At 69.6% G+C, this 23,762-nt stretch carries 20 protein-coding genes and 2 pseudogenes; 8 read left to right on the top strand and 14 right to left on the bottom strand.

Annotated elements, in window-relative coordinates; translation table 11 throughout:
- Positions 1-49: 49 nt before the first annotated feature.
- From O5O46_RS32430 to O5O46_RS32420, 3 genes and pseudogenes are all read left to right on the top strand, one after another.
- Positions 50-253 (top strand): annotated as a pseudogene (locus O5O46_RS32430) (alpha/beta fold hydrolase); the annotation flags it as partial.
- Between the two features lie 863 nt (positions 254-1,116).
- Complete coding sequence (locus O5O46_RS32425; RefSeq protein ID WP_269859225.1) at positions 1,117-1,584, top strand: hypothetical protein; 468 nt, start codon at positions 1,117-1,119, stop codon at positions 1,582-1,584.
- A gap of 684 nt (positions 1,585-2,268) precedes the next feature.
- The gene (locus O5O46_RS32420) at positions 2,269-3,366 is read left to right on the top strand and encodes an RICIN domain-containing protein (RefSeq protein ID WP_269859224.1); all 1,098 of its coding nucleotides are present in this window, start codon (positions 2,269-2,271) and stop codon (positions 3,364-3,366) included.
- Positions 3,367-3,555: 189 nt separating this feature from the next.
- Here the strand turns inward: O5O46_RS32420 and O5O46_RS32415 are convergent.
- From O5O46_RS32415 to O5O46_RS32405, 3 genes and pseudogenes are all read right to left on the bottom strand, one after another.
- Positions 3,556-4,570: pseudogene (locus O5O46_RS32415) on the bottom strand (C4-dicarboxylate ABC transporter).
- 209 nt (positions 4,571-4,779) lie between these two features.
- A complete protein-coding gene (locus tag O5O46_RS32410; protein ID WP_269859223.1) occupies positions 4,780-5,103 on the bottom strand; it encodes a DUF3040 domain-containing protein in 324 nt (107 codons plus the stop codon).
- 91 nt (positions 5,104-5,194) lie between these two features.
- Positions 5,195-5,674, bottom strand: a complete 480-nt coding sequence (locus O5O46_RS32405) for an SPW repeat protein (RefSeq protein WP_269859222.1) — start codon at positions 5,672-5,674, stop codon at positions 5,195-5,197.
- A gap of 500 nt (positions 5,675-6,174) precedes the next feature.
- Between O5O46_RS32405 and O5O46_RS32400 the strand changes: the two genes are divergently transcribed.
- The gene (locus O5O46_RS32400; protein ID WP_269859221.1) at positions 6,175-6,702 is read left to right on the top strand and encodes a MarR family winged helix-turn-helix transcriptional regulator; all 528 of its coding nucleotides are present in this window, start codon (positions 6,175-6,177) and stop codon (positions 6,700-6,702) included.
- Between the two features lie 34 nt (positions 6,703-6,736).
- Here the strand turns inward: O5O46_RS32400 and O5O46_RS32395 are convergent, their stop codons facing one another.
- The 8 genes from O5O46_RS32395 to O5O46_RS32360 all read right to left on the bottom strand — a co-directional run bounded on the left by O5O46_RS32395 (position 6,737) and on the right by O5O46_RS32360 (position 17,812).
- Complete coding sequence (locus O5O46_RS32395; RefSeq protein ID WP_269859251.1) at positions 6,737-8,527, bottom strand: chloride channel protein; 1,791 nt, start codon at positions 8,525-8,527, stop codon at positions 6,737-6,739.
- Between the two features lie 280 nt (positions 8,528-8,807).
- A complete protein-coding gene (locus O5O46_RS32390) occupies positions 8,808-9,425 on the bottom strand; it encodes a vitamin K epoxide reductase family protein (RefSeq protein ID WP_269859220.1) in 618 nt (205 codons plus the stop codon).
- A gap of 62 nt (positions 9,426-9,487) precedes the next feature.
- A complete protein-coding gene (locus tag O5O46_RS32385) occupies positions 9,488-9,982 on the bottom strand; it encodes a DUF488 family protein, N3 subclade (protein WP_269859219.1) in 495 nt (164 codons plus the stop codon).
- Positions 9,983-10,214: 232 nt separating this feature from the next.
- Entirely contained in the window at positions 10,215-11,573 is a 1,359-nt protein-coding gene (locus tag O5O46_RS32380) for an MFS transporter (RefSeq protein ID WP_269859218.1), read from the bottom strand.
- Complete coding sequence (nirD, locus tag O5O46_RS32375) at positions 11,570-11,944, bottom strand: nitrite reductase small subunit NirD (RefSeq protein ID WP_269859217.1); 375 nt, start codon at positions 11,942-11,944, stop codon at positions 11,570-11,572. Before nirD ends, O5O46_RS32380 begins: the two co-directional genes overlap by 4 nt.
- Complete coding sequence (gene nirB / locus O5O46_RS32370; RefSeq protein WP_269859216.1) at positions 11,941-14,517, bottom strand: nitrite reductase large subunit NirB; 2,577 nt, start codon at positions 14,515-14,517, stop codon at positions 11,941-11,943. Before nirB ends, nirD begins: the two co-directional genes overlap by 4 nt.
- Positions 14,511-15,734: an NAD(P)/FAD-dependent oxidoreductase gene (locus tag O5O46_RS32365; protein ID WP_269859215.1), complete on the bottom strand. Its 1,224-nt coding sequence runs from the start codon at positions 15,732-15,734 to the stop codon at positions 14,511-14,513. Before O5O46_RS32365 ends, nirB begins: the two co-directional genes overlap by 7 nt.
- Positions 15,731-17,812: a molybdopterin oxidoreductase family protein gene (locus tag O5O46_RS32360; protein ID WP_269859214.1), complete on the bottom strand. Its 2,082-nt coding sequence runs from the start codon at positions 17,810-17,812 to the stop codon at positions 15,731-15,733. Before O5O46_RS32360 ends, O5O46_RS32365 begins: the two co-directional genes overlap by 4 nt.
- Positions 17,813-18,003: 191 nt before the next feature.
- Here O5O46_RS32360 and O5O46_RS32355 point away from each other — a divergent pair, with 191 nt between their 5' ends.
- Complete coding sequence (locus O5O46_RS32355) at positions 18,004-19,143, top strand: uroporphyrinogen-III synthase (protein WP_269859213.1); 1,140 nt, start codon at positions 18,004-18,006, stop codon at positions 19,141-19,143.
- On the opposite strand, the gene O5O46_RS32350 is transcribed toward O5O46_RS32355, so the two are convergent.
- Positions 19,133-19,303, bottom strand: coding sequence for a hypothetical protein (locus tag O5O46_RS32350; protein ID WP_269859253.1), 171 nt, complete (start codon positions 19,301-19,303; stop codon positions 19,133-19,135). The genes O5O46_RS32355 and O5O46_RS32350 overlap by 11 nt on opposite strands.
- On the opposite strand from O5O46_RS32350, the gene O5O46_RS32345 reads away from it, so the two are divergent.
- Positions 19,295-19,414: a hypothetical protein gene (locus O5O46_RS32345; RefSeq protein ID WP_333482443.1), complete on the top strand. Its 120-nt coding sequence runs from the start codon at positions 19,295-19,297 to the stop codon at positions 19,412-19,414. The genes O5O46_RS32350 and O5O46_RS32345 overlap by 9 nt on opposite strands.
- A gap of 34 nt (positions 19,415-19,448) precedes the next feature.
- Here the strand turns inward: O5O46_RS32345 and O5O46_RS32340 are convergent, their stop codons facing one another.
- Positions 19,449-20,855: a GntT/GntP/DsdX family permease gene (locus O5O46_RS32340; RefSeq protein ID WP_269859212.1), complete on the bottom strand. Its 1,407-nt coding sequence runs from the start codon at positions 20,853-20,855 to the stop codon at positions 19,449-19,451.
- Positions 20,856-21,059: 204 nt separating this feature from the next.
- Here O5O46_RS32340 and O5O46_RS32335 point away from each other — a divergent pair, with 204 nt between their 5' ends.
- Entirely contained in the window at positions 21,060-22,709 is a 1,650-nt protein-coding gene (locus tag O5O46_RS32335; RefSeq protein ID WP_269859211.1) for an ATP-binding protein, read from the top strand.
- Positions 22,706-23,374, top strand: a complete 669-nt coding sequence (locus O5O46_RS32330; protein ID WP_269859210.1) for a response regulator — start codon at positions 22,706-22,708, stop codon at positions 23,372-23,374. Before O5O46_RS32335 ends, O5O46_RS32330 begins: the two co-directional genes overlap by 4 nt.
- Positions 23,375-23,384: 10 nt before the next feature.
- On the opposite strand, the gene O5O46_RS32325 is transcribed toward O5O46_RS32330, so the two are convergent.
- Positions 23,385-23,672: a hypothetical protein gene (locus O5O46_RS32325; RefSeq protein WP_269859209.1), complete on the bottom strand. Its 288-nt coding sequence runs from the start codon at positions 23,670-23,672 to the stop codon at positions 23,385-23,387.
- Positions 23,673-23,762 lie beyond the last annotated feature (90 nt).

The following is a 23,762-nucleotide window of genomic DNA, read 5'->3' as shown; positions in this document are numbered from 1 at the left end:
CGGTTGGTGTGCTCGATGACTGCGAAGACGCACGGTGTCGCCCCAGTACGCATCCGAAATCACCCACCTGACTGTGCCGATCCTCGGAATCTCCAGCAGCCACGGCTCCGTTCCGGACATGGCCGCCTCCATCAGCCCATGGGCCGACAACACCACCCGGATCGTCGTGCCCGACGCTGGACACTTCATCCCCGACGAGCAGCCCGAAGCCATCGCCGCCGCGATAGCAGACTTCATCACCGACGACGACTGACACCCGTCGAACTACCCGACCGCGCCGCCCAAGGCCGCGCGAAACTCAGACCACGAAGTCTGACTGCCGTATTACGCGCACGCCCGAACAGCCAAGTCCCACGGCCACCCTCCAGCTCCCTGGCGAAGGGCGGCGGTTCGCATGTGCGCTGACCTCGGCGGCCACTCCACCATGCGGGTCCACCAACTGTCGTTGCACTACTAAGGGTTCTGACTCGTGATCCGTCGGCAGTACGGGGCGTGGGATTAGAGGATCTCAGCGTTCATGGCGCCCGATGAGCGCACCAGTGGTATCACTGCACCCGATACCCAGTAGACGATCAAGCGCAGCTCCTGACCGACGTCAGCGATCACGCGGGACACGAGTGCTCTCAAATTCGCCACTTCAGTCGGTCGCGCGCGTCGCGCAGCGGCGTGCGGTGGGCGTACGCCACCGCGTGTGAGGCCAAGCCTCAGGGAGTGCGCGCCGCTGCTTTTTACGTCGATGTGACTCGGCTCATGGCGAGTGTTTCGGCGCCGGTCGGCATTCCGGCACCGTCGACTGCGCTGCTTAGTGTGCCCTGTGCGCCTACCCCAAGGCCCCTAGTGTGAGGGCGCCTGGAATCGGCCGCCGCGCGCCGGGCCAGACCCGGAGGGCACAAGTGTCAGGTGTCGATGCTGGTGGCCGCCGCGCTCGGACCCGCGGTGCAGCACGTCCGCCGTGCGCTGGACGGTACCGGGCGTGGCCACTCACGGAACCCATGACGAAACGTATTCGAACGAGCACAGAACGTGGCGGCGGCGTGTGTGTCGAGTGTGCGCGACGGGGAGTCCGCTGAGGAGCTACCAGCCCGCAACGCCTTCTACCGCACGGGAGTTACACCCATGAGCACACCCACACCCAACCTCACCCCCCTGGACACCAATCGCCCCCCGGACAACACCCACCTGTTGTGGGACGACGTCCGCCAGGAGCTGACCGACACCCAGTGGACCGACCTGCCCGGCGCGTCCATCAACCTGGCAGTCGGACAGGGAACTCCCTCATACGGGGCGGTCTTCGTCGCGACCTTCAGCGCCGAGGCCATCGTCTCCCACCCCGACAACAACGCCGTCGCGAACGTCACCGTCTTCTTCGGTAACGACCAGGCCGCGCCGGTCAGCAGCAACCACCGCTTTGTCACCGCCCGCGGCAATCCGGAATGGTCCTCCCACACACTGATCCGCGTCGCCGACTTCCCAGTCGCCTTACCCACACGCAACGTCACGGCCCGCGTGAAGGTCAGGGTCTCGAGCGGCGCGACGGCAGGCTTCCAAAACTGGGTCCTGAAGATCGAGCGCTACAACCGCTGACCCCGCCACCACCCCGCGCCGTCATACTCACGGAAGACCGAATCGGGCGAGGCAGCAGACGTCCTCCCCGCAACCCTGAGTGGCTAGTGCCCTGAGTCAGTGATCCACCGAGAATCCGGTGCCCCGCGGCCAGTCACCGACACCCGGCGACGCGATCGACCCACGCAGCGCCGTAGTCGGTACGACCTCGGCGTTTCGAAGACTCAGGGCACCAGACCACGTGATGGGGCATCATCAACACTCTCACCGGCAACTTCCCTGTTGGTGCTGGCCGGTTGGGCTAGCCCCAACAGCGTGGTGTTGCACTGTTAGTCCATGTCCAGGCTTGATCACTCAACTCATGGCGTCGGACCACAGCTTCAACGCCCAACGGAAGGGGTGCTCCGGTTTCGGGGCACCCCTTCCGTGATGGGTGCCGTCTCACCCCGAGCCGCCCCTGCCCCTCCACGGCCGAAGGCCACTGCTGGCGCCTTGCTGCTGGACAGGTGAGACCCGGCTGCGCCCTGACAAGTCACTTGTCCACGTACAGCGGCTGGTTCTCTCCCTAGACGTTCCGCTGTCCCGAGCGCTTGACTCGTTCCCTGCCGAATCCACCTCATTGGCGACGCCTTGCCAGCTATGCCGGAGATGAGTGCTAGCTGTTCGGTGGGCCAGGTTCCTTCTGCGATCGAGAGGATGGCTACGATGTCTGGTATTCCGGCTGGTAGGTCCTACCGCATCAAGAACCAGCGCAGCAATCTGTACCTCAACGTCACGTCCTACAGCCTCGGTGAATCCGCACGGCTCGAACAGTGGCAGCTCCGGCCCTCCGGCCAGGAGCGCATGAGCCAGGTCTGGCACGTATTCCCACTCGACTTCGGCAAGTACCTACTGGCCAACAAAGCCAGTGGACTCGTGGTGAACATCGTCTCCAACAGCACCTCACCGGGGGCGTACGCAGAGCAGTACCGTCTCCAGCAGCCGAGCAGCAGTCCCGCCCAGCAGTGGTTCCTTCACTCGGCGAGCGGCGGCACCTTCCAGATCGCCAACGAGAAAAGCCAGTTAGCCCTGAACGTCAAGAGCTACAGCACACAGCCGTCCGCTCCCGTCGAGCAGTGGTACTTGGGCGATGCACAGAAGTGGTACCTGGAAGTCGAGGACGAGTACAAGTCCGTGCTCGAGCTGCCCGACATTCCCGACAGGGGTATCGGTGACATCCACCGCATGACCAGCTATCAGCCCACCCCGTCCGCGAAGACCGATCCCGTCGAGGTCGGGGTCATGGCCTATCCCTTCCCACTGGTCAAGGACTCCGCCTACGACCGTCAGCGCCAAGCCCGGGAGAACCCGTACTACTTCCTGCGCCGGTACGGCTACTGGGAACGGGTCTACTCCTACGAGCACGGCGGCGCCTCGGACTACACCCACTCCGAGGAGACCACCGTGGGCCTGACAACCTCCAATGCCAGGACTGTGGAGGAGACCACCACCATCTCGGTCACCGCCGAGGCCAGCTTCGGCTTCAAAGGCGTCGGGGCATCCCTCAGCTCGACCATCAGCCACGAACTGAAAGTCATCACCACTCACGAGGAGGTCAAGAGCCATTCGAGGACGGTGAAACTCGAACGGAACTACCAGCGGGACAAGCGTGTGACCGAGGCGATCTGGTACCGCAGCGACAAGTACGTCCTCGAACGTCTCGACGGGTCCAAGGTCCTGGAATGGACCACCCGCGATCCGAACACCTCCATCGCCGACGCGTACCCCCGTGAGGCACTGCAATACAGCCCCGAACAACCCTGACCGTCGCGAGGGTGGCCAGGTGATACCCCGGACACCTAGAACGAGCGCCACTGCTGCCAGCAGACCAGGCGCCGCCAGCGGGTTTACCCCGAGCCGAAACGCAGTTCCAAGGGCAGAGGTCGATTCCGCAGGGTCACGGCACTGCATGCCATGCCATAACCGGAACGGGGGAACCGTGAGACATCCTGTTCAGCGGGCCGCCATAGTGTTAATCGGCGCCCGCACCGTCCACGCGGGTTGCGCCGCCGGACCCGCCACGACGGCGCGGTGAACGGGGCTGGGTAACCGTGAGTTCGGCGTCGGGCGACGTGGCTCGGGACGTGCGGGAGTGATGCCGCTCCGGCGTAGGGTTCCGGCCACTACGGCCAGCCAGACGGTGAACGCGATCCAGGACAGGATGTGGCCCGCTTCCCACACCGGGCCGTACCGCAGTTCCTGCGCCATCGTCAGGCTCGCCAGAGCCAACATGCCCATGGGAAAGGCCGTTGACCACCGTCTGATGTCGTAGCGCGGCCGGGGCCAGATGACCTCACTGGCCATCAGCAGTGCGCAGGCGCCCACCGCTGCCCACCACAACGCCTCGGTGGCGATGACCAGAGCGGGCCGTGCCGGGCTCAGGAGTTGGTGTGCCCAAGGCGCGTTCAGGAGTGACGCTGCTGCCAACGCGCTGATTGCCAGGGCCCCGCCGGACACCCATTGGTCGCCCGCGCCGCGCGCTACGTGTCGCATGTCGAAGCGGGTCGCGGCCACACCGTACAACGCAAGTCCGCAAACGAAGGCGACAAAGGCGGGTACGGCTTCCCAGGAGGGGCCTGATCGCCGGGCGAGTTGGGCCGCCAGTACGGCGAGGGCTTGGGTGGAGACAGACGTCAGGAAAGCCGAACCGGCTGTGGGCGTTCGCCAATGCCGCAGTAGGTGGAAGAAGTCCAAGCCACAGCAGTACAGCGACACACAGCAGCCCCTGGGCGATGCCGTACCGGCCGAGCATCGTCATGCGGGTTCCCAGTACGGCGGTGCCTGCGGCGAGAGCCAAGGAGGCGGGTTCACTGGCCGTCGACGCGAACCCTCGCGGGGCGAAGGCCATCTGAGCAAGGAAGCCGAAGAAGAGCAGCAACCACATCAGGGCCGTCACGACCAGCAGGGCTCCGGACAGCCACTGCGGGCCGGTCAGCGCGAAGCAGGTGGACAACGCACCGGTGGCCATCACCGCCGCGGCCGCCTCCGGCGGTCGCGTCACCGACGACCGAGCAACGGCAGCAGCCACATGCGGGAAGGTTCGCACGGCGGACTCCTGCGCCGGTCTACCGAAGGCTGGGCACCGGCCGTTGATCGACCGGCCTCCGCCGCTGTCGGTCGATCAACGGCCTGTGTGCCGCACCCCTTGGACGTGCGGCACCCCGGCCCCTCACCCGGTCATCTGTCAACTCGTAGTGCGTGGCGGCGTTGACCGCATCGCAGGACCAACCTCAAGAGCCCGAAGGCGAGCGCCACACCAACCGCCGCGGCGAGCAACGGCGCACTGTGCAACGCCACGGCCGCGACGAGAAGGGCCATGCCGGTCACCAGCACCACGTACTTCACGATCAGATCGACGTGAGGGCGTAGTGCTGCCATCGCCCTGACCCTGGGCGACGACTTGCCGAAGGTGGCCAGAAGCGACACCAGATCGGGATTGTGCTCGTTGACCTGTCGTTCGATGTCGGCGAGGACCCGCCGATCGTGCAGAGAAAGGCTCATAGCGCCTCCTCGGGCCCCGTGGCCGTGCCGTTGGGCGCGGCCCTCCGCGGCGGACTCACGCCAGTCGGCGGGGGGCCGCGTCGTGCCGACGCTACTTCTCGGTGTGGCGGCTGGGGGCCATCTTGTCGGTGCGACGGCTGGTGGTCATCGCCATGCCCGCGGCGACCAGGCCGAGGACGAATGCCACGGCGCCGACCCACACGTTGTTCCAGATGAGGCCCGCCGTCGCGCTGTGGCCGACGGTCACGACCCACGGCGAGATGATCATCCAGATTCCGATCGCGGCGCAGGTCCAGCTCAGCCGGTACATCCGCTCCGCGGCCAGAGTGAGGCCCAGGCCGATGACGGCCATGGTGATGCCGAGGATCAGGTTGTTCACGGTGAGGTCCGGGTTGGTGGCGTGGAAGTGCACCACCCATGGGGATATCGCCATGTACAGCCCGGTGAGCAGGACCAGCCCGTCGACCGCGACGGCCTGTCGACCGGCGGCCAGCTTCGCGTGCCGTTCCCGCATTTCGGCCACGTCGGGGTGGCCGGTGATATCAGTGGTGTGGTGCGAGAGGTCGGACATGTGACTCACTTCCCCTCAGATGTCCCTGAACGACCTCGGTTTCTCGCCGTCTTGGAGTGTCTCCGCGGCAGCGGTGCTGTTCGGACCTGCCAGTTGTTTGTAGACCGAGTTGCCGGCGGATGGTTTCCACCCTGCCGGGTCGCAGCGTCCGGATCCTTCGGCTCCCGCAGAACGGGCAGACGGCGTGGGTCAGCGGCGAGGGCACGGGAGCGCCATCCACGAAATAGCGGGCGTGCAGCGCCCCGGCCAGGTCCATCACATGCCGGATCTCGTATCCCTGTTCCCAGCCGTACCCGCAACACAGGCAGACGAAGGAATAGGCTTCGTGAACAGCTTCGGCGTCCACCGGCATCACCCCCTGCGTGTGCGACGCCACGGCACCCACACCGGGTCCTCTGCCTGTACCACTTTGAGGATACCATTGCAGTCCGCAATAATGCAGGTACTACCAAAAATCCACCCAGTCCGGACACGCGATTGTTCGAGTCCGGATGACGGCCATGGGGCAGCAGGTGAAGGGCAGCAACGCACCACGCGCGACGGAACCGCAGGGCAGTGACACTGTCGAGGAGGTCAGTGGCGCCGTGATGACCGCCTCACGGTTGTTCGTGGCCATCTCCGCCCGCGCACTCGCCGACATAGACCCCAGCCTGACCCTGCCCCAGCTGCGCACACTGGTCGTGCTGGAGAGCCAGGGCCCGGTCAAGCTGGCAGCCCTCGCGTCGGTGCTGGGGGTGAACCCCTCCACGGCGATGCGCATGATCGACAAACTCGAGGCGATCGGCCATGTCGACCGCCAGATCAACCCGGACAACCGCCGGGAGGTCGTTCTGCGCCTCACCAGTGCCGGACATCGCCTTGTCCGCGAGGTGCTGGCCCGTCGGCACGACGACATCGCCACGATCGTGGAACGTCTGCCGGCCGACCAGCGCAAGGGCCTCGTTCAGGCGCTGCAGGCCCTCATCGCCGCCGCCGACGAGCCGGCCATCGACCTCGCGACGGATCCGGCGCTACTCGCTTCCCCATGACCTCCCGCCCCAGACGGCAACGGTGTAGGGCCGGTCAGCAGTCGGCGTTGATCTTCATCGGCCCGGGCTCACCTTGTCCGCCGTCGGCGGCGGCAAGCGCCTGCCGGGGAAGCAGCCGCTGGCGGTGATGCTCCTCGGTGAGGTCATGCAACCGCGCGTGCAACAGATGCGGCAGCGCGATGGTTCCGACGACCCTTTCCACCGACTCGCGGCTCACCACGGGCGCCTCGGTGATGCCGTGCTCGGCGAAAAGATACGCGGCGCGGCGCAGGGTGTCGTCCGGCCGCAGGACCACGGGCACCGGAACGGCAACATCGGCGACAGTGGCTGGTACTCCCTCGTTGAGGGCCCGCGAGGTGGCGTCCAGCAGGGCTCGGCGGCTGACCACGGCGTACGGCGCGCCCCCACTGTCCGTGACGGGGAACAGCCGCTGCCCGTCGTCGGGCTGTTCGCCCGGCCGCAACGTCCTGGCCAGCGCCTCGTCGAGGGTGTCGGCGCGGTCGAGCACGACGGGGTCGCGGACCATCACCTCTTCGACGAAGAAGGTCTCCAGGGGGTCGGTGGAGTACTCCCGGGTCAGGTGCAGGCCGCGGCGGGCGATCTTCTCCGTCAGCACCGAGCGCTTCAGCAACAGCACGGACAGCGCGTAGGCGGCGGTGGAGGAGATCAGCAGCGGCAACCCGGCCGCCCAGGCGTGGGTGAGCTCCAAGGTGAAGACCACACCGGTCAGCGGCGAGCGCATCACACCGCCGACCACGGCGGCGAGCCCCATCATCGCCCAGAATCCGGGCACCACGTGCGGAAGGACCAGCCCTTCGGCGGCGCCGACCGCCCCGCCGATCATGAAGACCGGAGCGAGGACACCACCGGACGTGCCGGAGCCGAGCGACAGTGACCAGATCAGGGTCTTGACCACCAGGATGCCGACGATGAGGGGCACCGTGGCGCGGCCGGTGAGCAGTTGGTCGATGACGTCGTAGCCCACACCGAGTGCGCGCGGCTCGATCAGACCGCCGAGGCCGATGACCGCACCGCCGATGGCCGGCCACCACATCCAGTGGAACGGCAGCCGGGCGAAAGCGTCCTCGGCCCGGTAGACCAGCCAGGTAGCCGCCACCGCCAGCGCGCCGCCGATGGCGCCCGCCAGCACGCACAGCGCGTCCACTCCCCCGCTGGTGTGCAGATTGTTCGCGGAGACCGGGAAGATCGGCCCGGTGCCCATCAGAAGGCCACGGCACACCGTGCTGACCGCGACGGCCCCCACAACGGGTACGAAGCTGCGTGGCCGCCACTCGAACAGCAGCAGCTCAACGGCCAACAGCACCGCTGCCAAAGGCGAGTTGAACGTGGCCGCCATACCGGCCGCCGCACCGGACACCAGCAGTGTCTTGCGCTCGTCGGCCGTCAGCCGCAGCGCCTGGGCCAGTATCGAACCGATCGCCCCACCGGTCATGATGATCGGTCCTTCGGCGCCGAACGGCCCACCGGTACCGATGCTGATCGCAGCCGAGACGGGTTTGAGGACCGCCACTCGGGGGGCCACCCGGCTGCCACCGGTCAGGATCGCCTCGATCGCCTCGGGCATGCCGTGCCCGCGTATCTTCTCCGAGCCGTACCGGGCCATCAGCCCGATCACCAACCCACCGGCCACCGGCGCACCGAGCACCAGCCACCAAGGGTGGTGCAGGCCGGGGGCGTCCAACGACGCCTGCCACCGCTGGTAGAAGACCAGGTTGGTGACCAGGCCGATCAGCCGCAACAGCGCCAGCGCCGCCACCGCACCCGCGCCGCCGACCAGCAGCGCCCAGCCGGTGATCAGCAGCATCCGCGGCCGGACGGTGAAGTCTCCGAGGTGCGCGGCCCTGTGCCGCGTACCGCCGCTCACGCCGACACCAGTCCGCGATGAGACGCCATACCCAGGCACTTCGCCGCCCCGGGCGGATCACACACAGGAGCCTTCGACTGGTCCGTCCATATCTCTTCCACAAGGCAAGTATTGCACGCTGCAATACTTGCATCCGGGTAAGCGCCCGATTGCTGGCCAAGCCGTTACGTGGACTTGGTGCCGCAAGGAGGCGCCGACAGAGTCCGCCCGCCAGTCGCGGTCACTTTGACCAGAAGCTCCACCAGCGCGTGAGGATCAGCATGCCGATGACGCCCACCCACAGCGTCGGGACCACCCAGTGGAATTCCGTCAGAGCCCCGCGGATCCCGGCAGGCGCGGGAACGACTCCCCGGATGATGTTGTGGGCCGTGACGTAGCTGAACATCACGATGGTCGCGATCCAGACCATGCAGCACCACAGACAGAGCGAGCCGATCACGTACAGCGACTGATACTGCAGCCACGTACAGAACCCCACGCCGAGCAGCGTGCCGACCTGCATAGCGCTCCAGAACCAGCGGCGATACCGCGCGGCCCCCAGCAGTCCCATGCCCGCGCACAGCACCACACCGAACGCCACCAGCCCCAGCATCGGATTGGGAAAGCCGAACACGGATGCCTGGTGACTCTCCATCACGTTCCCGCACGAGACCACCGGATTCAGGCTGCACGCGGGCGTGAACGACCTGCCCGCGGCCCTGGCCTCATAGATCCTGAACTCGTCCGCGGTGATCACCCAGGAGGCCAGCAGCCCCATCGCCCCTGTGATGACCAGCAGCAACGCCAGCGGACGACCGCCAAGGACCAACCCCGCACGCGGGGGCATCGATGTCGTCATGTCTCGTACGTTCTCCAGCGGTAGTCGGCGTCCGACACCTCGGACGCGAGCGGGACGTCGCGTCACCCGGTCGTCGCCGCATGACAGGACCGACAGGTCGCACCCGTCGAGGCGTCGGGGATCCGGCCGCACTCGGGGCAGATGCGGTCCGCCCAGCAGGCCGGGTCCCCACCTTCCGGCTCGGGCGCCAGGGCCGTACGAGCAGGAAGGCGCAGGCGGCGCGCCAGCACCGCCGCGTGACTGAGGCTCACCGGGGACGTACTGGCCAGCAGGACGACCGGCCCGTCGGCCGCCAGGCTCTGGAGGAGCCGGAGCTGCGGCTGGCGTTCCGGCTCCTCGAGTTCCCGTGCGTAGCGAACGGCGAACTCCTCGAACGCGACCTCGACGGCTGGACACAGCCGACGCAGCGACGCCGACGGCGCCAGCGCCGGGAGCCACACGTCGGGGCGTACGGGTCCCGTTGCCCACGCGAGCGGCAGGCTGCGCTCCACCAGCACGCGCACCCCCCGCGACGGACCCGGGCGCCCGTTCATGCAGCGCACGCCGACGTCCGGCATCGCGACTCCAACCCTTGGCGAATCCACGACCGTGACGAAGTATTGCACAGCGCAATAGTTAATTTCGTGCTCGTGTTGGATGCCGAGGGGCGGCGACGAGTGGTGTCGTCTCGGGTTCGATCCCCGTCCACCGCCGCGAGCCGCAGGTCACGCCTGAACGCACCCGGCGACACGATCCACCAGATCCGGCGGACAGACCGAGGTTCAAGGCCTGAAGTCAACGGCATTGGGCTCAACCCGGGTCCGCCATCCCGTCGGCCGAGGGTTGGACGGCCTGGGGGCGGCAGTAGACGGCCCAGGTGACGGCCAGGCACACCGCGTAGCACACGACGAACGCCAGGTACGCGGCGTCGCCGTTGTGTGAGGTCTGGAAGGAGCGCCGGAAGGCGATGTTGACCAGTACGCCGCCGAGCGCTCCCACCGCCCCGGCCAGGCCGATCACCGCGGTGGCGTGGCGCCGCGCGACGCGCTCGGCACGTTCGGGGTCGGCGTCGGAGCGGACCGCCCGATGGTGGAAGATCACCGGAATCATCTTGTAGGTCGAGCCGTTGCCGATGCCGCTCAGCACGAACAGGGCGATGAAGCCGGTGAGGAACAGCCCCAACGAGCCGTGCCGTGAGGCGATCAGTACGGTCAGCGCCCCGAGTGCCATGGCGGCGAAGTTCCACAGGGTGACCCTCGCACCGCCCCAGCGGTCCGCCATCGCGCCGCCGAGCGGCCGGGCCAGCGAGCCGAGCAGTGGGCCGAGGAACGTCAAGTAAGCGACTTTTACGGGTGTGTTGAAGTCGTGGTGGAACTGCACCTGGAGCACTTGGCCGAAGGCGAACCCGAAGCCGATGAACGAGCCGAAGGTGCCGACGTAGAGCAGTGAGATCACCCAGGTGTGGACGTCCCCGGCTACCTCGCGCAGCGCGCCCGGGTCGTCGCGCCGCACGTTGAGGTTGTCCATACGCAGGGCCGCGCCGAGCGCCGCCAGGACGATCAGTGGGATGTACACCAAGGGCAGCAGCCGGGGGTGCGCGGCGCCCGCGGTGGCCAGGATCAGCAGGCCCACCAGTTGGACGGCGGCCACTCCGAGGTTCCCGCCGCCCGCGTTGATGCCCAGCGCCCGGCCCTTGAGCCGCTGCGGGTAGAAGGTGTTGATGTTCGCCATCGAGGAGGCGAAGTTGCCGCCGCCGAGTCCGGCCACCGCCGCCACCGCCAGCAGAGTGGCGTAGCTGACGCCGGGCCGCAGTGCGAGACCGGCCAGCACGGTCGGTACCAGCAGCAACAGGGCGCTGATCACCGTCCAGTTGCGACCGCCGAAGACCGACACCGCGACGGTGTACGGCAGCCGCAGCACCGCACCGACGGCGGTGGGCAGCGCGGTGAGCGTGAACTTGCCCGCGGCGTCGATCCCGTACTTCGGTCCGAGGAACAGCACCAACACCGACCACAGGCTCCATACCGAGAAACCGATGTGCTCGGACAGTACGGAGAAGACCAGGTTGCGGCGCGCCACCCGGGCACCGGTGCGCTCCCAGAAGACGGGGTCCTCGGGGCGCCAGTCATCGAGTGTGGCTCCTTGCGTGGTGGAGGTGAGCGCGGTCATGCCGTCACCCGTACCGGCCACACGGACAGCCGCGCGGCGCTGCCGTCGGGTGCCGTGGGCTCGTCCAGGCACTTCCCGGTACGCAGGTCGAAGGCCTGTTTGTACATCGGCGAGACGACGACGGGTGTGTCGCCCCGGCTGCCCACGATGCCGCGGGAGATCACCGAGGCGTGGCTGAAGGGGTCGGTGTTGGCGACCGCGTAGAGCGCACCGGCGCGGTCCCGGAAGACCGCCACCTGTTCGCCGCCGACCAGCGCGGTAACCCCACGGCCTGGGACGAGTTCCCCGTACCGGCAGACCGCTGTCCACCGCTCGTCGTGTGCGATCTCGACCACCGCCGTGGCGGCGGGGACCTGGGTGTCCACAGTCATCGGGTGTGTACCTCCAGTTCGGGACCGGCGATCAGGGCCGGTACGCGGTGTTCCGCGTCTTCCTCGGGCCGGGCGGGGCGCATCTGGTCCCGCTCGGGAACGAAGCGCACGGTCGGGTCGGGTGTGCCGGGCGCGTTGACGAAGGAAACGAAGCGCCGCAGGCGCTCGGGATTCGCGAGGGTGGCGGCCCACTCGTCCTGGTACGTCTCGACATGACGGGCCATCAGTTCTTCGAGATCGGCGCAGATGCCGAGCGAGTCGTCCAGGACCACCTCGCGCAGATGGTCCAGGCCGCCTTCCAGTCGCTCTATCCACGGCGCGGTGCGTTCCAGCCGGTCGGCGGTGCGGATGTAGAACATCAGGAAGCGGTCGATGGTGCGGATCAGCGTCTCGCGGTCGAGGTCGGTGGCGAGCAGATCGGCGTGCCGCGGGGTCATGCCGCCGTTGCCGCCCACGTACAGGTTCCATCCCTCGGCGGTGGCGATGACGCCGAAGTCCTTGCTCTGCGCCTCCGCGCACTCGCGGGCGCAGCCGGAGACGGCCGCCTTGAGCTTGTGCGGGGAGCGCAGACCGCGGTAGCGCAGCTCCAGTTCGATGGCGAGGGCGACCGAGTCCTGTACGCCGTAGCGGCACCAGGCCTGCCCGACGCAGGACTTCACGGTGCGCAGCGCCTTGCCGTAGGCGTGTCCGGACTCGAATCCGGCGTCGACCAACCGCTGCCAGATCCGCGGGAGCTGGTCGACCCGGGCGCCGAACATGTCGATCCGCTGGCCGCCAGTGATCTTGGTGTAGAGGCCGAAGTCACGGGCGATCTCGCCGATGGTGATCAGACCGTCGGGGGTGATCTCGCCCCCGGGGATGCGGGGGACCACCGAATAGGAGCCGTTACGTTGCAGGTTGGCGAGGTGGTGGTCGTTGGTGTCCTGAAGTGCCGCCTGTTCGCCGTCGAGCACGTAGCCGTTGCCGAGGGAGGCGAGGATCGAGGCGACGACGGGTTTGCAGATGTCACAGCCCTCGCCGGATCCGTGCTCGTCGACCAGGCGGGAGAAGCTGGTGATGCCCTTGACACGGACGATCTCGTAGAGCTCGGCGCGGGTGTGGGTGAAGTGCTCGCACAGTCCGCGGGCCGATTCCACACCCGCGGCGGCCAGTTCGTCCTCCACGATCCCGCCGAGGAGCTTGACGCAGCTTCCGCAACCGGTACCTGCCTTCGTGCATGCCTTCACCTCGCGCACGCTGGTGCAGCCGTGCTCACTGACCGCGGCACGGAGGGCGGCCTTGCTGACGTTGTGACACGAGCAGACCAGTGCCTCGTCGGGGAGGGCGGAGCCGCCCACGGCCCCGGAACCAGCGGCGGAGGCGGGTAGCAGCAGTTGTTCGGGCGGCGCGGGCAGCGGCCGACGGCTTACGGCGAGCGGCCGCAGCACGCTGTAGGCCTCGGCATCGCCGACCAGGACACCGCCGAGCAGGGCGCCGTCCTCGCCGATGACGAGCTTCTTGTAGACCCCCGCCCTGGTGTCCGTGTACACCACGTCCAGTGCTCCGGGTGTGGTGCTGTGCGCGTCGCCGAAACTGGCCACGTCCACACCCAGCAGCTTGAGCTTGGTGGAGGTGTCGCCGCCGGTGAACTCGCCGGAGCCGCCGGTCAGTTGGAGTGCCGCCGCCTCCGCCATGGCGTATCCGGGGCCGACCAGTCCGTAGACCCGGCCGTCGGCGGCCTGGGCGCACTCGCCGATGGCCAGGATGTGCGGGTCGCTGGTGCGGCACCGCTCGTCAACGGTGATGCCGCCGCGTTCCCCCACCACCAGGCCGCATTCCCGGGCGAGTTGGTCCCGGGGCCGGACTCCCGCGGAGAACACCACCAGATCGACGGCGAGTTCGGCGCCGTCGGACAGGCTCATGGTGCGCACCCGGCCGTCCCACCCCGTGCCGATCGACTGGGTGCCCGCCCCGGTGTGCACGACGACGCCCAACTCCTCGATCCGGCGGCGCAGCGCCGCCCCGCCGCCGTCGTCCACCTGGAGCGCCATCAGCCGGGGCGCGAACTCGACCACATGGGTTTCCAGGCCCATCGCGCGCAGCGCGCCCGCCGCCTCAAGGCCCAGCAGTCCGCCACCGACCACCGTGCCCACCCGCGCGGTGGCGGCGGCCTCCTTGATCGCGGCCAGGTCCTCAAGGGTGCGGTACACATGGCAGCCGTGCGCGTCGCGGCCGGGCACCGGTGGCACGAACGGGTACGAGCCGGTGGCGAGCACCAGCGCGTCGTACCCGACCACCCGCCCGGAACGAGTGGTGACGGTACGGCGTTCGCGGTCCACGGCGACCGCGGGATCGCCGAGCCTGAGGTCGATGCCGTGCTCGTCAACGAAGGAGTCGGCGCACAATGACAACTCCTGCGCCGACGTCCCGGAGAACCACGACGTCAGCCGCACCCGGTCGTAGGCGGGCCGCGGCTCCTCGGCGAGGACGGTCACCCGCCAGTCCCGCGACGCATCCCGCTGGGCGAGGAACTCCTCCAGGAATCGCTGTCCGACCATGCCGTGGCCGACGAGCACCAGGTCCTTCTTCACCATTGCGCGGCTCCTTGCGTGACGATCAGTTGGAGGGGGTCGGCGGGCAGCGGCTCGTCCCGCTCGTAGGCCCGGGTCAGGTCGCCGACGGTGGCCAGGTCGCCCAGGAGGATGCCGCCGACCAGCCGGTCCCCGCGCAGCACGAGCTTCTTGTACGAGCCACGGGTCGCGTCGGCGAGCCGGAGCACGTCGGTGCCGGGCAGGTCGTCGCCGACTTCGCCGAAAGCGGCGTACTCCAGCGGCCCGGCGGTGAGCCGGGACAGCGGTCGCGAACCGGTGTAGGTGGCGCCCGGATCCGCCCCCGACAGTCGGGCGGCCAGCACGTCGGCCTGGTCCCAGGCGGGTCCGGCCAGGCCGTGGACGGTGCCGCGGTGTTCCGCGCAGTCGCCGATCGCGTACACCCCGGGTGCGGAGGCGGCGAGACGGTCATCCACGATCACCCCACGGCGTACCGTGAGACCGGCCGTGTGAGCCAGGCCGGTGCGTGGTCGCACCCCGCAGGCGATCACCACCAGATCGGTGTCCAGGACATAACCGCTGGCCAACTCCACGGCGTTGACACGGGGGCCGCCGTGCAGCGCCCGGGCGCGGTTGTCGGGGTAGACCGTCACGCCCAGTGCGAACACCGCGGTTCGCAGCGCCTGTCCGGCCTGCTCATCCAAGTGGCGCTCCACCAAGTGCGGTGCCTGGTGGACGACTTCGACGGCCAGCCCCAACGCGGCCAGCGCCCGGGCGGCGCTCACACCGAGCACTCCACCGCCGATGACCACGGCCCGCTCCGACCGCACCGCGTCCTCGGCCAGCCGGGCGCAGTCGGCCAGCGTACGGAGGGAGTGCACACCGGCCAGTGGCGTGCCGTCCGCGTACAGCCCGCGCAGCGGTGGCAGCACCGGGTTGGCGCCGGTGGCCAGCACCACCTCGTCGTATTCCGCGCGCTCCCCGGTGGCGAGCAGCAGGGTGCGGGCGGCGGGGTCGAGGCCCACCACCTCGTTGCCGGTGCGCAGTTCGGGGCCGGGTTCGCCGCACGGCAGGCTGATCGACTCCGGGGTGTACCGCCCGGTGAGCACATCGGCCAGCAGCACCCTGTTGTAGGCGGGGCGCGGTTCTGCGCCGTACAGCGTCAACTCGGCGTCGCCGCCCAGCTCCTGGAACCGCTGGCAGAAGCGGGCTCCGGCGAGCCCCGCGCCAACCACCGCGATCCGCCGGGGCGTGCCGCTCATGACGCGGCCGCCCGCTCCACGCGTACCGCGCACACCTTGAACTCCGGCATCCGGGACGTCGGGTCGAGCGCCGGATTGGTCAACGTGTTGGCGCGGCCCGGGCCGTTCCAGTGGAACGGCATGAACACGGTGTCGGGGCGGATGGTGTCGGTCACCCGGGCCGGGGCGACCGCACGACCACGGCGGCTACTGACCGCCAGCAACTCGCCCTCGGTGACCCCGAGCCGCCGCGCGAGGTGCGGATGGACCTCCACGAACGGGCCGGGCGCCGCCTCGTTGAGCTCGGGGACCCTGCGGGTCTGGGCGCCGCTCTGGTACTGGGCGACCACCCGGCCGGTGGTGAGGTAGAGCGGGTAGTCACCGTCCGGCTGCTCCGCCGACGGACGGTGGGAGACCGCCGCGAAGCGGGCCCGGCCGTCCGGGGTGGCGAAGCGGTCGAGGAACAGCCGGGGTGTGCCGGGATGCTGCTCGTCGGGGCAGGGCCAGAACACGCCGTTTTCATCGCGTATTCGCCGGTAGCTGATGCCCGCGTAGTCCGCGGCGCCGCCCGCCGAGGCACGCCGCAGCTCCTCGAAGACCTCCATCGGATCGTCCGGGAACCCCTTGTCCACACCGAGCCGTGCCGCCAGCTCCCGCAGTACGTACAGGTCGGTGCGCACCCCGGGCGGTGGTGTGATGGCCGCCTGGCGCAGGATCACCCTGCCCTCCAGGTTGGTCGTGGTCCCGGTCTCCTCGGCCCACTGCGCGGACGGCAGCACCACATCGGCGAGGCGTGCCGTCTCCGACAGCACCACATCACTGACCGCGAGGAAGTCCAACCCCCTCAGCCGCTCGGTGACGTGGCCTGCCCGGGGTGCGGAGACCACGGGATTGGATCCCATCAGCAGCAGTGCGCGCAGGCCGCCGTCCCGGCCCGCGGTGTCAAGGAGTTCATAGGCGGAACAGCCGGGCCCCGGCAGCTGGTTGGGGTCGATGCCCCACACCCCGGCGATGTGCGCGCGGGCCGCCGGGTCCTCGATCGAGCGGTAGCCGGGCAGTTGGTCGGCCTTCTGGCCGTGCTCCCGTCCGCCCTGCCCGTTGCCCTGCCCGGTCAGGCAGCCGTAGCCGGAGCCCGGACGTCCCGCCTTCCCCACCGCGAGGCAGAGGTTGATCCAGGCCCGGACCGTGTCCGTGCCCTTGCTGTGCTGCTCGGCGCCGCGCGCGGTCAGCACCATGCCGCTGTGCGCCCCGGCGAAGACACGTACCACCTGCCGCATCAGCGGCACCGGGACGCCCGTCAACCGCTCCACGTGTTCCGGCCAGTGCGCCATGGCGGAAGCCATGGCCCGCTCGAAGCCGGAGGTGCGGTTCCGGACGAACTCCTCGTCCACCAGCCCCTCGGCGAACACCAGGTGCAACAACCCAAGCGCCAGCGCCAGATCGGTGCCCGGCACCGGCCGCAGGTGCAGGTCGGCCAGCTCCGCGGTACGGGTGCGGCGCGGATCGACCACGATCAGGCGACCGCCGTTCTCCCGCAACTCCCGGAAGTAGCGCAGCGCGGGCGGCATGGTCTCGGCCGGGTTGCCGCCGACCAGGATCACACAACCGGTGGTCGCGATGTCCGAGAGCGGGAACGGCAGTCCACGGTCGATCCCGAAGGCGGCCCGGTGCGCCGCGGCGGCGGAGGACATGCAGAACCGGCCGTTGTAGTCGATGTTGGAGGTGCGCAGCACCACCCGGGCGAACTTGCCCAGCAGATAGGCTTTTTCGTTGGTCAGGCCGCCACCGCCGAAGACCCCGACGGCGTCCGCGCAGTACCGCCGGGCGGCCCGCTCCAAGCCTTCCGCCACCCGGTCCAGCGCCCGCGGCCAGGACGCCTCACGTAGCTCGCCGACCCGCCCGGCACGCACCAGCGGCGCCGTCAGCCGCGCCGCGGGCGAGAGCACCGCCCCCGCGGTACGGCCCTTGCCACACAGCGCGCCGAGGTTCACTGGGAACTCCGGCCGCTCCAGGACCTCCACCGTCGCGCCGCTGCCGGCGGCCAGCCGCATGCCGCACTGGAGCGAGCAGTACGGGCAGTGCGTGTCGGTCGTCGTCATGGCAAGAGCGTCACGCCCGGCCGTTACGGGCCCGGTTCACCCGTGTTGCGGGGGCGGTACGTCTCCCTCACACCGCTTCGGGGACGGGGTGACGTTCAGGACATCTTCCGTAACCTCCGGGGCACCTGCGCTAACTCCCGTGTGACCTCGGGGCAATCGGTCCGTAACGCCGCTGGCTGACCCTGCACTTCATGGGCACTGGCACAACGGCACCCCCGCCGACAGGACCGTTGACCGGATTCACCGTCGGTGTGACCGCGACGCGCCGCCGCGAGGAACTGGTGGCACTCCTGCGGCGCAGAGGCGCCCGTGTGGTCGAGGCGCCCACCATGCGCATCGTCCCGCTGGGCGACGACACGGCGCTGCGCCGGGCCACCGAGCGGTGTCTGAGCGCACCGCTGGACTATGTGATCGCCACGACCGGCGTCGGTTGGCGGGGCTGGATGAGCGCGGCGGACGGCTGGGGGCTCGGCGGCGGTCTCGCCGACGTGTGCCGCGGTGCCGTCGTCCTCACCCGTGGCCCGAAGGCCACCGGCGCAGTGCGGGCCAGCGGGCTGAACGAGTCGTACTCGCCGGGGTCCGAGGCCAACGATGAGCTGCTCACCTGGTTGCTCGCCCGGGAGCTGCACGGACGCCGGGTCGCCGTGCAGGAGCACGGCGTGCCGCTGGACGGTTTCGCCGCCGCGCTGCACGAGCGTGGCGCCGAGGTCATCTCGGTCCCGGTCTACCGCTGGGGGCCGCCCGAGGACCCGGAGGCGGTACGGCGGCTGGTGGAGCTGACGGTACGGCGCGAGTTGCACTGCCTCACCTTCACCAGCGCCCCCGCGATCGACGCGCTGCTGTCCGCCGCGGAGTTCATGGGATGCGGTGCGGAGGTGCTGGACGCGTTGCGCGGTGACGTGCTGCCGGTCTGTGTCGGCCCCCTGTGCGCACGTCCGTTGCGGGAGGCGGGCGTCGATGCGGTGTGGCCGGAGCGCGGCCGACTCGGCGCACTGGTGCGCACGCTCGCCGAGGAGCTGCCCGCGCGCAACCGCCGCGAACTGGTCAGCGGCTCGCGGCGGGTGGTGCTGCAGGGCGGGGCGGTCTTCATCGATGACGACGAGGCCGTGTGGCTGCCGCCGGTCCTCGCGGCCCTGTTGCGCGCGCTGTCCGACCATCCCGGTCGGGTGATCAACCGAGCGGAGCTGCTCCGCAGGGTGTGGACGGGCGGCACCACCGACGAGCACGCTGTCGACGCGGCCGTGGCCCGGCTGCGGGCGGCGCTCGGACCGCACGCAGCCCTGGTCCGTACCGTGCCCAAGCGCGGCTACCGGCTGGCGGTCACCCCGTGAGCCGCACCGCCGCGTCACCCGCCCTGGTAGCCGTGGCGCACGGCACCCGCGATCCGGCCGGTGCGGCGGCGGTCCACCAACTCCTGGCGGCTGTACGGACGTTGCGGCCCGGGCTGCGGTCGAGGTCGGCCATCTCGACCTGCTGCGACCGTTGTTGCACGACGTCCTGGCACGGCGGGGGGACGAAGTTGTGCTGGTGCCTCTGCTGTTGGGCGCCGGATGTCACGTGCGCACAAGAGCCCCCGCCAACAGTCCCCCGCAGCCCCCGTAGCCCCAAAACCCCCAACGCCCCAAACCTCACCGCATCACGTCACAACCCCGCTGACCAGCAAGATCGCCCCCAGCGACGTCACCGACAGCAACGTGTGCGCCGCCGTCCAAGTCCTCAACGTGCCCCCAACCGACAGGCCGAAGTACTCCTTGAACATCCAGAACGCGGCGTCGTTCACATGGCCGAGGAAGGCCGCGCCGGAGCCGAGGGCCAGGGCCAGTAGGGCCGCCTGGGTGAGTCCGTGGGCCAGGGGGCCGACGATGCCGGCCGCGGCGACGGTGGCGACCGTGCCGGAGCCCGCGGCGGTACGCATCAGGGCCGCGACCAGCCAGGCGAGCAGTAGCAGCGGGATGTGGAAGTGGCGTGCGGCCATGCCTATGGCGCCGTCCACGCCGCTGTCCTGCAGGGCCTGCGAATAGCCGCCGCCCGCGCCGACTATGGCCAGCACACCGGCGATCGGCGGAAAGCTCCTGCCCAACGACTCCTGTACGTTCCGCCTGCTGGAACCGACCGAGTACCCAAAGGTGAACAGCGCGAGCAGTACCGCCAACAGCAGCGCGATCACCGGCGTGCCGAGGAACTCCAGTACGGAGTACAGCGTGCCGTGGGCCAGTTGCACGGTGTCGCAGATCGCCTTGAGGATCATCAGGGCGATGGGCAGCAGAATCGTGCCGAGCGTGACCGAGAAGCGCGGCATGGTGCGGGCGGTCGCGGATTCCGGCTCATCGCTCGCGGTGGTGGTGAACGCCGCCAGCGCGGACTGGGGTATCTCGGCCTTCACCTTCGGCCAGATGTAGGCGGTGAACAGCGGGCCGACGACGATCGCGCAGGGCACCGCCACAAGCAGTCCGTAGACCAGGGTCAGGCCGATCGTGGCGTGTACCGCCTGGACGGCGATCAGCGGTCCGGGGTGCGGCGGAACGAGAGCGTGCACGGTGGCCAGTCCGGCCATCGCCGGGATGCCCACCCGGAGCACCGGGTACCTGGCGCGGTGGGCCAGTTGCAGCACCAGCGGCACCAGCATCACGAAGCCGACCTCGAAGAACATCGGCAGTCCGACGATGGCCGCGACCAGGGTGATGGCCCACGGCAGGCGTTCGGGTCCGACCAGCCGGGTCAACGTGCGGACAATCTGGTCAATACCCCCCGAATCCGCCAACAGGCGGCCCAGGATCGCACCAAGGATGATCAGCACGCCGATCTTGCCCGTGGTGCCGCCCAGTCCGTTGGTGAAGGAGTCCACCGCCTTGGCCACGGGATGCCCCGACAGCAGTGAGACCACGAAGGATCCGACCATCAGGGCCAGGAACGCGTGCACCTTCAGCCAGCTGATGAGCAGGATGACGACGACTATGGAAATCCCCACCAGCGTCAACAGCCAGGTGTCATGACCGGTCCAGGACAGCGCCGCGGTCGCCGCCGATGTTGCCAATGCCGCCATCCAGGGATCTCCTTCTCGCCGTTCTCCCCCGTTGCGGCTTGCACGGTATGGGCCGTGTCGAACGGTGACCAGATCCATGTCGGTTGTGCTGGTTAAGGATTTCGAATGCGTTTCGCGCTTTGTGTGCGTTGTGCTCACGGAGACCCGGACCCCATGCCCGCTACACCGACTGGCGCCGCCAGTGCCGTCTCGTACCCTGTCGGCATGTTCCGCCGTAAACCCCGCCTCGTGACCCAGGCGCTGCTCGCGCAGATCACGGTGCTGCTGCTGGTGCTCGGCGGCGGATTCACGCTCACGGCGATGCTCGTGCGGCACCAGTCGGAGCAGCAGTACGCACAGCGGGCGCTGGCCGTGGCCCGTACCACCGCCGACAATCCGGTGATCGTGCAGCGGATCGCTTCCGGCCATGATCCGAACGGCGACGTCCAGCGGGAGGCCGAGCGGATCAGGCAGCGCACCGGCATGCTGTTCGTGGTGGTCACCGACGTGCACGGCATCCGGCGCTCGCACCCGGATCCGGCCGAGCTGGGCAAGCCGGTGAGCACCCAACCGACCGCGCTGGACGGCCGGGAGTCGGTCTCCGTGCAGCGCGGTACGCTCGGCGACTCCGCCCGGGCCAAGGTGCCGCTGCGGGACCCGCGGGGCCGGATCATCGGCGAGGTGAGCACTGGCGTACGGACCCGTACCGCGCAGCAGGCAGCCGTACCGCTGATCCGGCAGGCCGCCGGGTTCGCCGGGGTGGCGCTGCTGGTCGGCACGGCGGGGGCGGTGCTGCTTTCACGTCGGCTGAAGCGCCAGACCCTCGGTCTGGAGCCGGTTGAGCTGGCGGAACTGCTGCGGGAGCAGCGGGCCGTGCTGGGCGGGGTCGGTGACGGTGTACTGGCGGTGGACACCGCGGACCGCATCACGGTGTGCAACGACGAGGCGGCACGGCTGCTCGGCGGACCGCGACCGCCGGGCACCCCGGTGGCCGACGCCCAACTGCCGTCCGCGCTGTGCGAGTTGATGCTGGCCCGCCGGGAGCTGCGGCAGAGCCACCTGGTGGTGGGCGACCGGCTGCTGGTGGTCACCGCGCAGCCCGTGCGCCGCGGCGACCAGGACCTCGGCCATGTACTGACTCTGCGCGACCGCACCGAACTGGACGAGCTGGAGCGGGAACTGTCGGCGCTGCGGTCGCTGTCGGACGCGCTGCGCGCCCAGGCGCACGAGTACACCAACCGGTTGCACACCCTCTCCGGCCTGCTGGCCACCGGCAGCCGTGAGGAGGCGCAGTCGTATCTGCGGGAGCTGGCCGCGGCGCCGCTGGCCACCGAGGGGCGGGACGGCGCCCGGATCGCCGACCCGTATCTGCGCGGGCTGCTGGCCGCGAAGACGGCGACCGCCTCGGAACTGGGCATCGCGCTGCGCCTGGTGGCCGACTCGAATCTGCCCCGGCGGCTGGCCGAGCCGCTCGACGTGGTCAGCGTCGTCGGCAACCTGCTGGACAACGCCTTGCGGGCCGCCGCCGACGGTGAGCGCGCGCCCGCCTGGGTGGAGCTGAGCGTGCTGGCGGAGGGCGACACCGTGCACCTGGCGGTCGTGGACAGCGGCGACGGCGTACTGGAGGCCGACGCGGAACGGCTGTTCCGCAGCGGCTTCACCACCCGGCCCGACCAGGGCCGGGACGGGCACGGCATCGGCCTGCCCCTCGCCCGTCAACTGGTGGCGAAGTACGGCGGCGAGCTGCGGCTGGAGTGCGGGAGCGGTGCGGACCACGGCGCGGTCTTCATCGCCCGGATCCCGGCAGTGGTGGAGCCGCCGGGCGGCTCCGGGGCGTCGAACCTGTTCGTTGACGCTGTGGAGGTCGAACGATGATCGGCGTACTGGTGGTGGACGACGACTACCGCGTGGCGCGGTTGCACGCCCGCTACGCCGGCGGGGTGGACGGCTTCGAGGTGGTGGGCACCGCGCACACCGCGCGGGAGGCGGTCGAGCTGGACCAGCGGCTCTGCCCCGACCTGGTGCTGCTGGACCAGTACCTGCCGGACCGGCTCGGCACCAGCGTGCTGCCCGAACTGCGGGCGGACGTGATCATGTTGACCGCCGCCGCTGACGCGGAGCAGATACGCCAGGCGCTGGGCGGTGGCGCGGTCGGCTATCTGATCAAGCCGTTCGATGCCCAGGAGTTGACCGGTCGGCTCAGGTCCTACGCCCGGTTCCGCGCCCAGCTCGGCGGTGACCGCACCCTGGACCAGGAGCAGGTGGATCGGGCGCTGCGGGCGCTGTACGGCACGGATCGCACCGCCCGGGCCCGTCGCGGACGCTCCTCCCCCACCGCCGGGTTGATCGCGGACGCGGTCCGCCACGCCGACCGGCCGGTGACCGCGAGCGAACTCGCGGCCCAGCTCGGCCTGTCCCGGCCGACCGCGCAACGCTACCTCGCCGACCTGTCCGGCGACGGGGCGGTGCGGGTGGAGCTGCGGTACGGCGCCGCCGGGCGCCCGGAGCACCTCTACCGGTGGAACGTCCAGGCGACATAGGCGGTTGGAGCTAGCCGTACATGTAGATCGCCAGCCCTATGCCGCCAGCGGCACCTAGGACCACCAGCAGGATCACCGTCGTCACGCCCAACAGGGCGAGCAGTTCCCCGCACCGCACCACCGCCCCGGCGAAGCCGCCGCGCGGCTGGGCGACCGGTCTGTGCGGCGCGTTGGCGGCGCGCCGCGAGCGGGCGCGCCCGGCGGCGCCGGCGGCCGCGCTGCTACGGCCGGCGGCGCGGCCGGGGCTCCGGTCGGTCCGGTGGTTCAGGTGCACGGCGGGGCCGTCCGGACTGGACATGAACGTCTCTCCTGGTTCTGTTGTCGAGGACCGTCAAGGACCGCTCATCAGGGCTGATGCTGGGCGGGAGGTAGCGTACGTGCGCTTCCT

This window comes from Streptomyces sp. RPT161, assembly GCF_027533845.1.
Lineage (GTDB): Bacteria > Actinomycetota > Actinomycetes > Streptomycetales > Streptomycetaceae > Streptantibioticus_A > Streptantibioticus_A silvisoli_A.
Note: the sequence above shows the minus strand (reverse complement) of the source record. Positions and strands in the feature narration are given on the sequence as shown.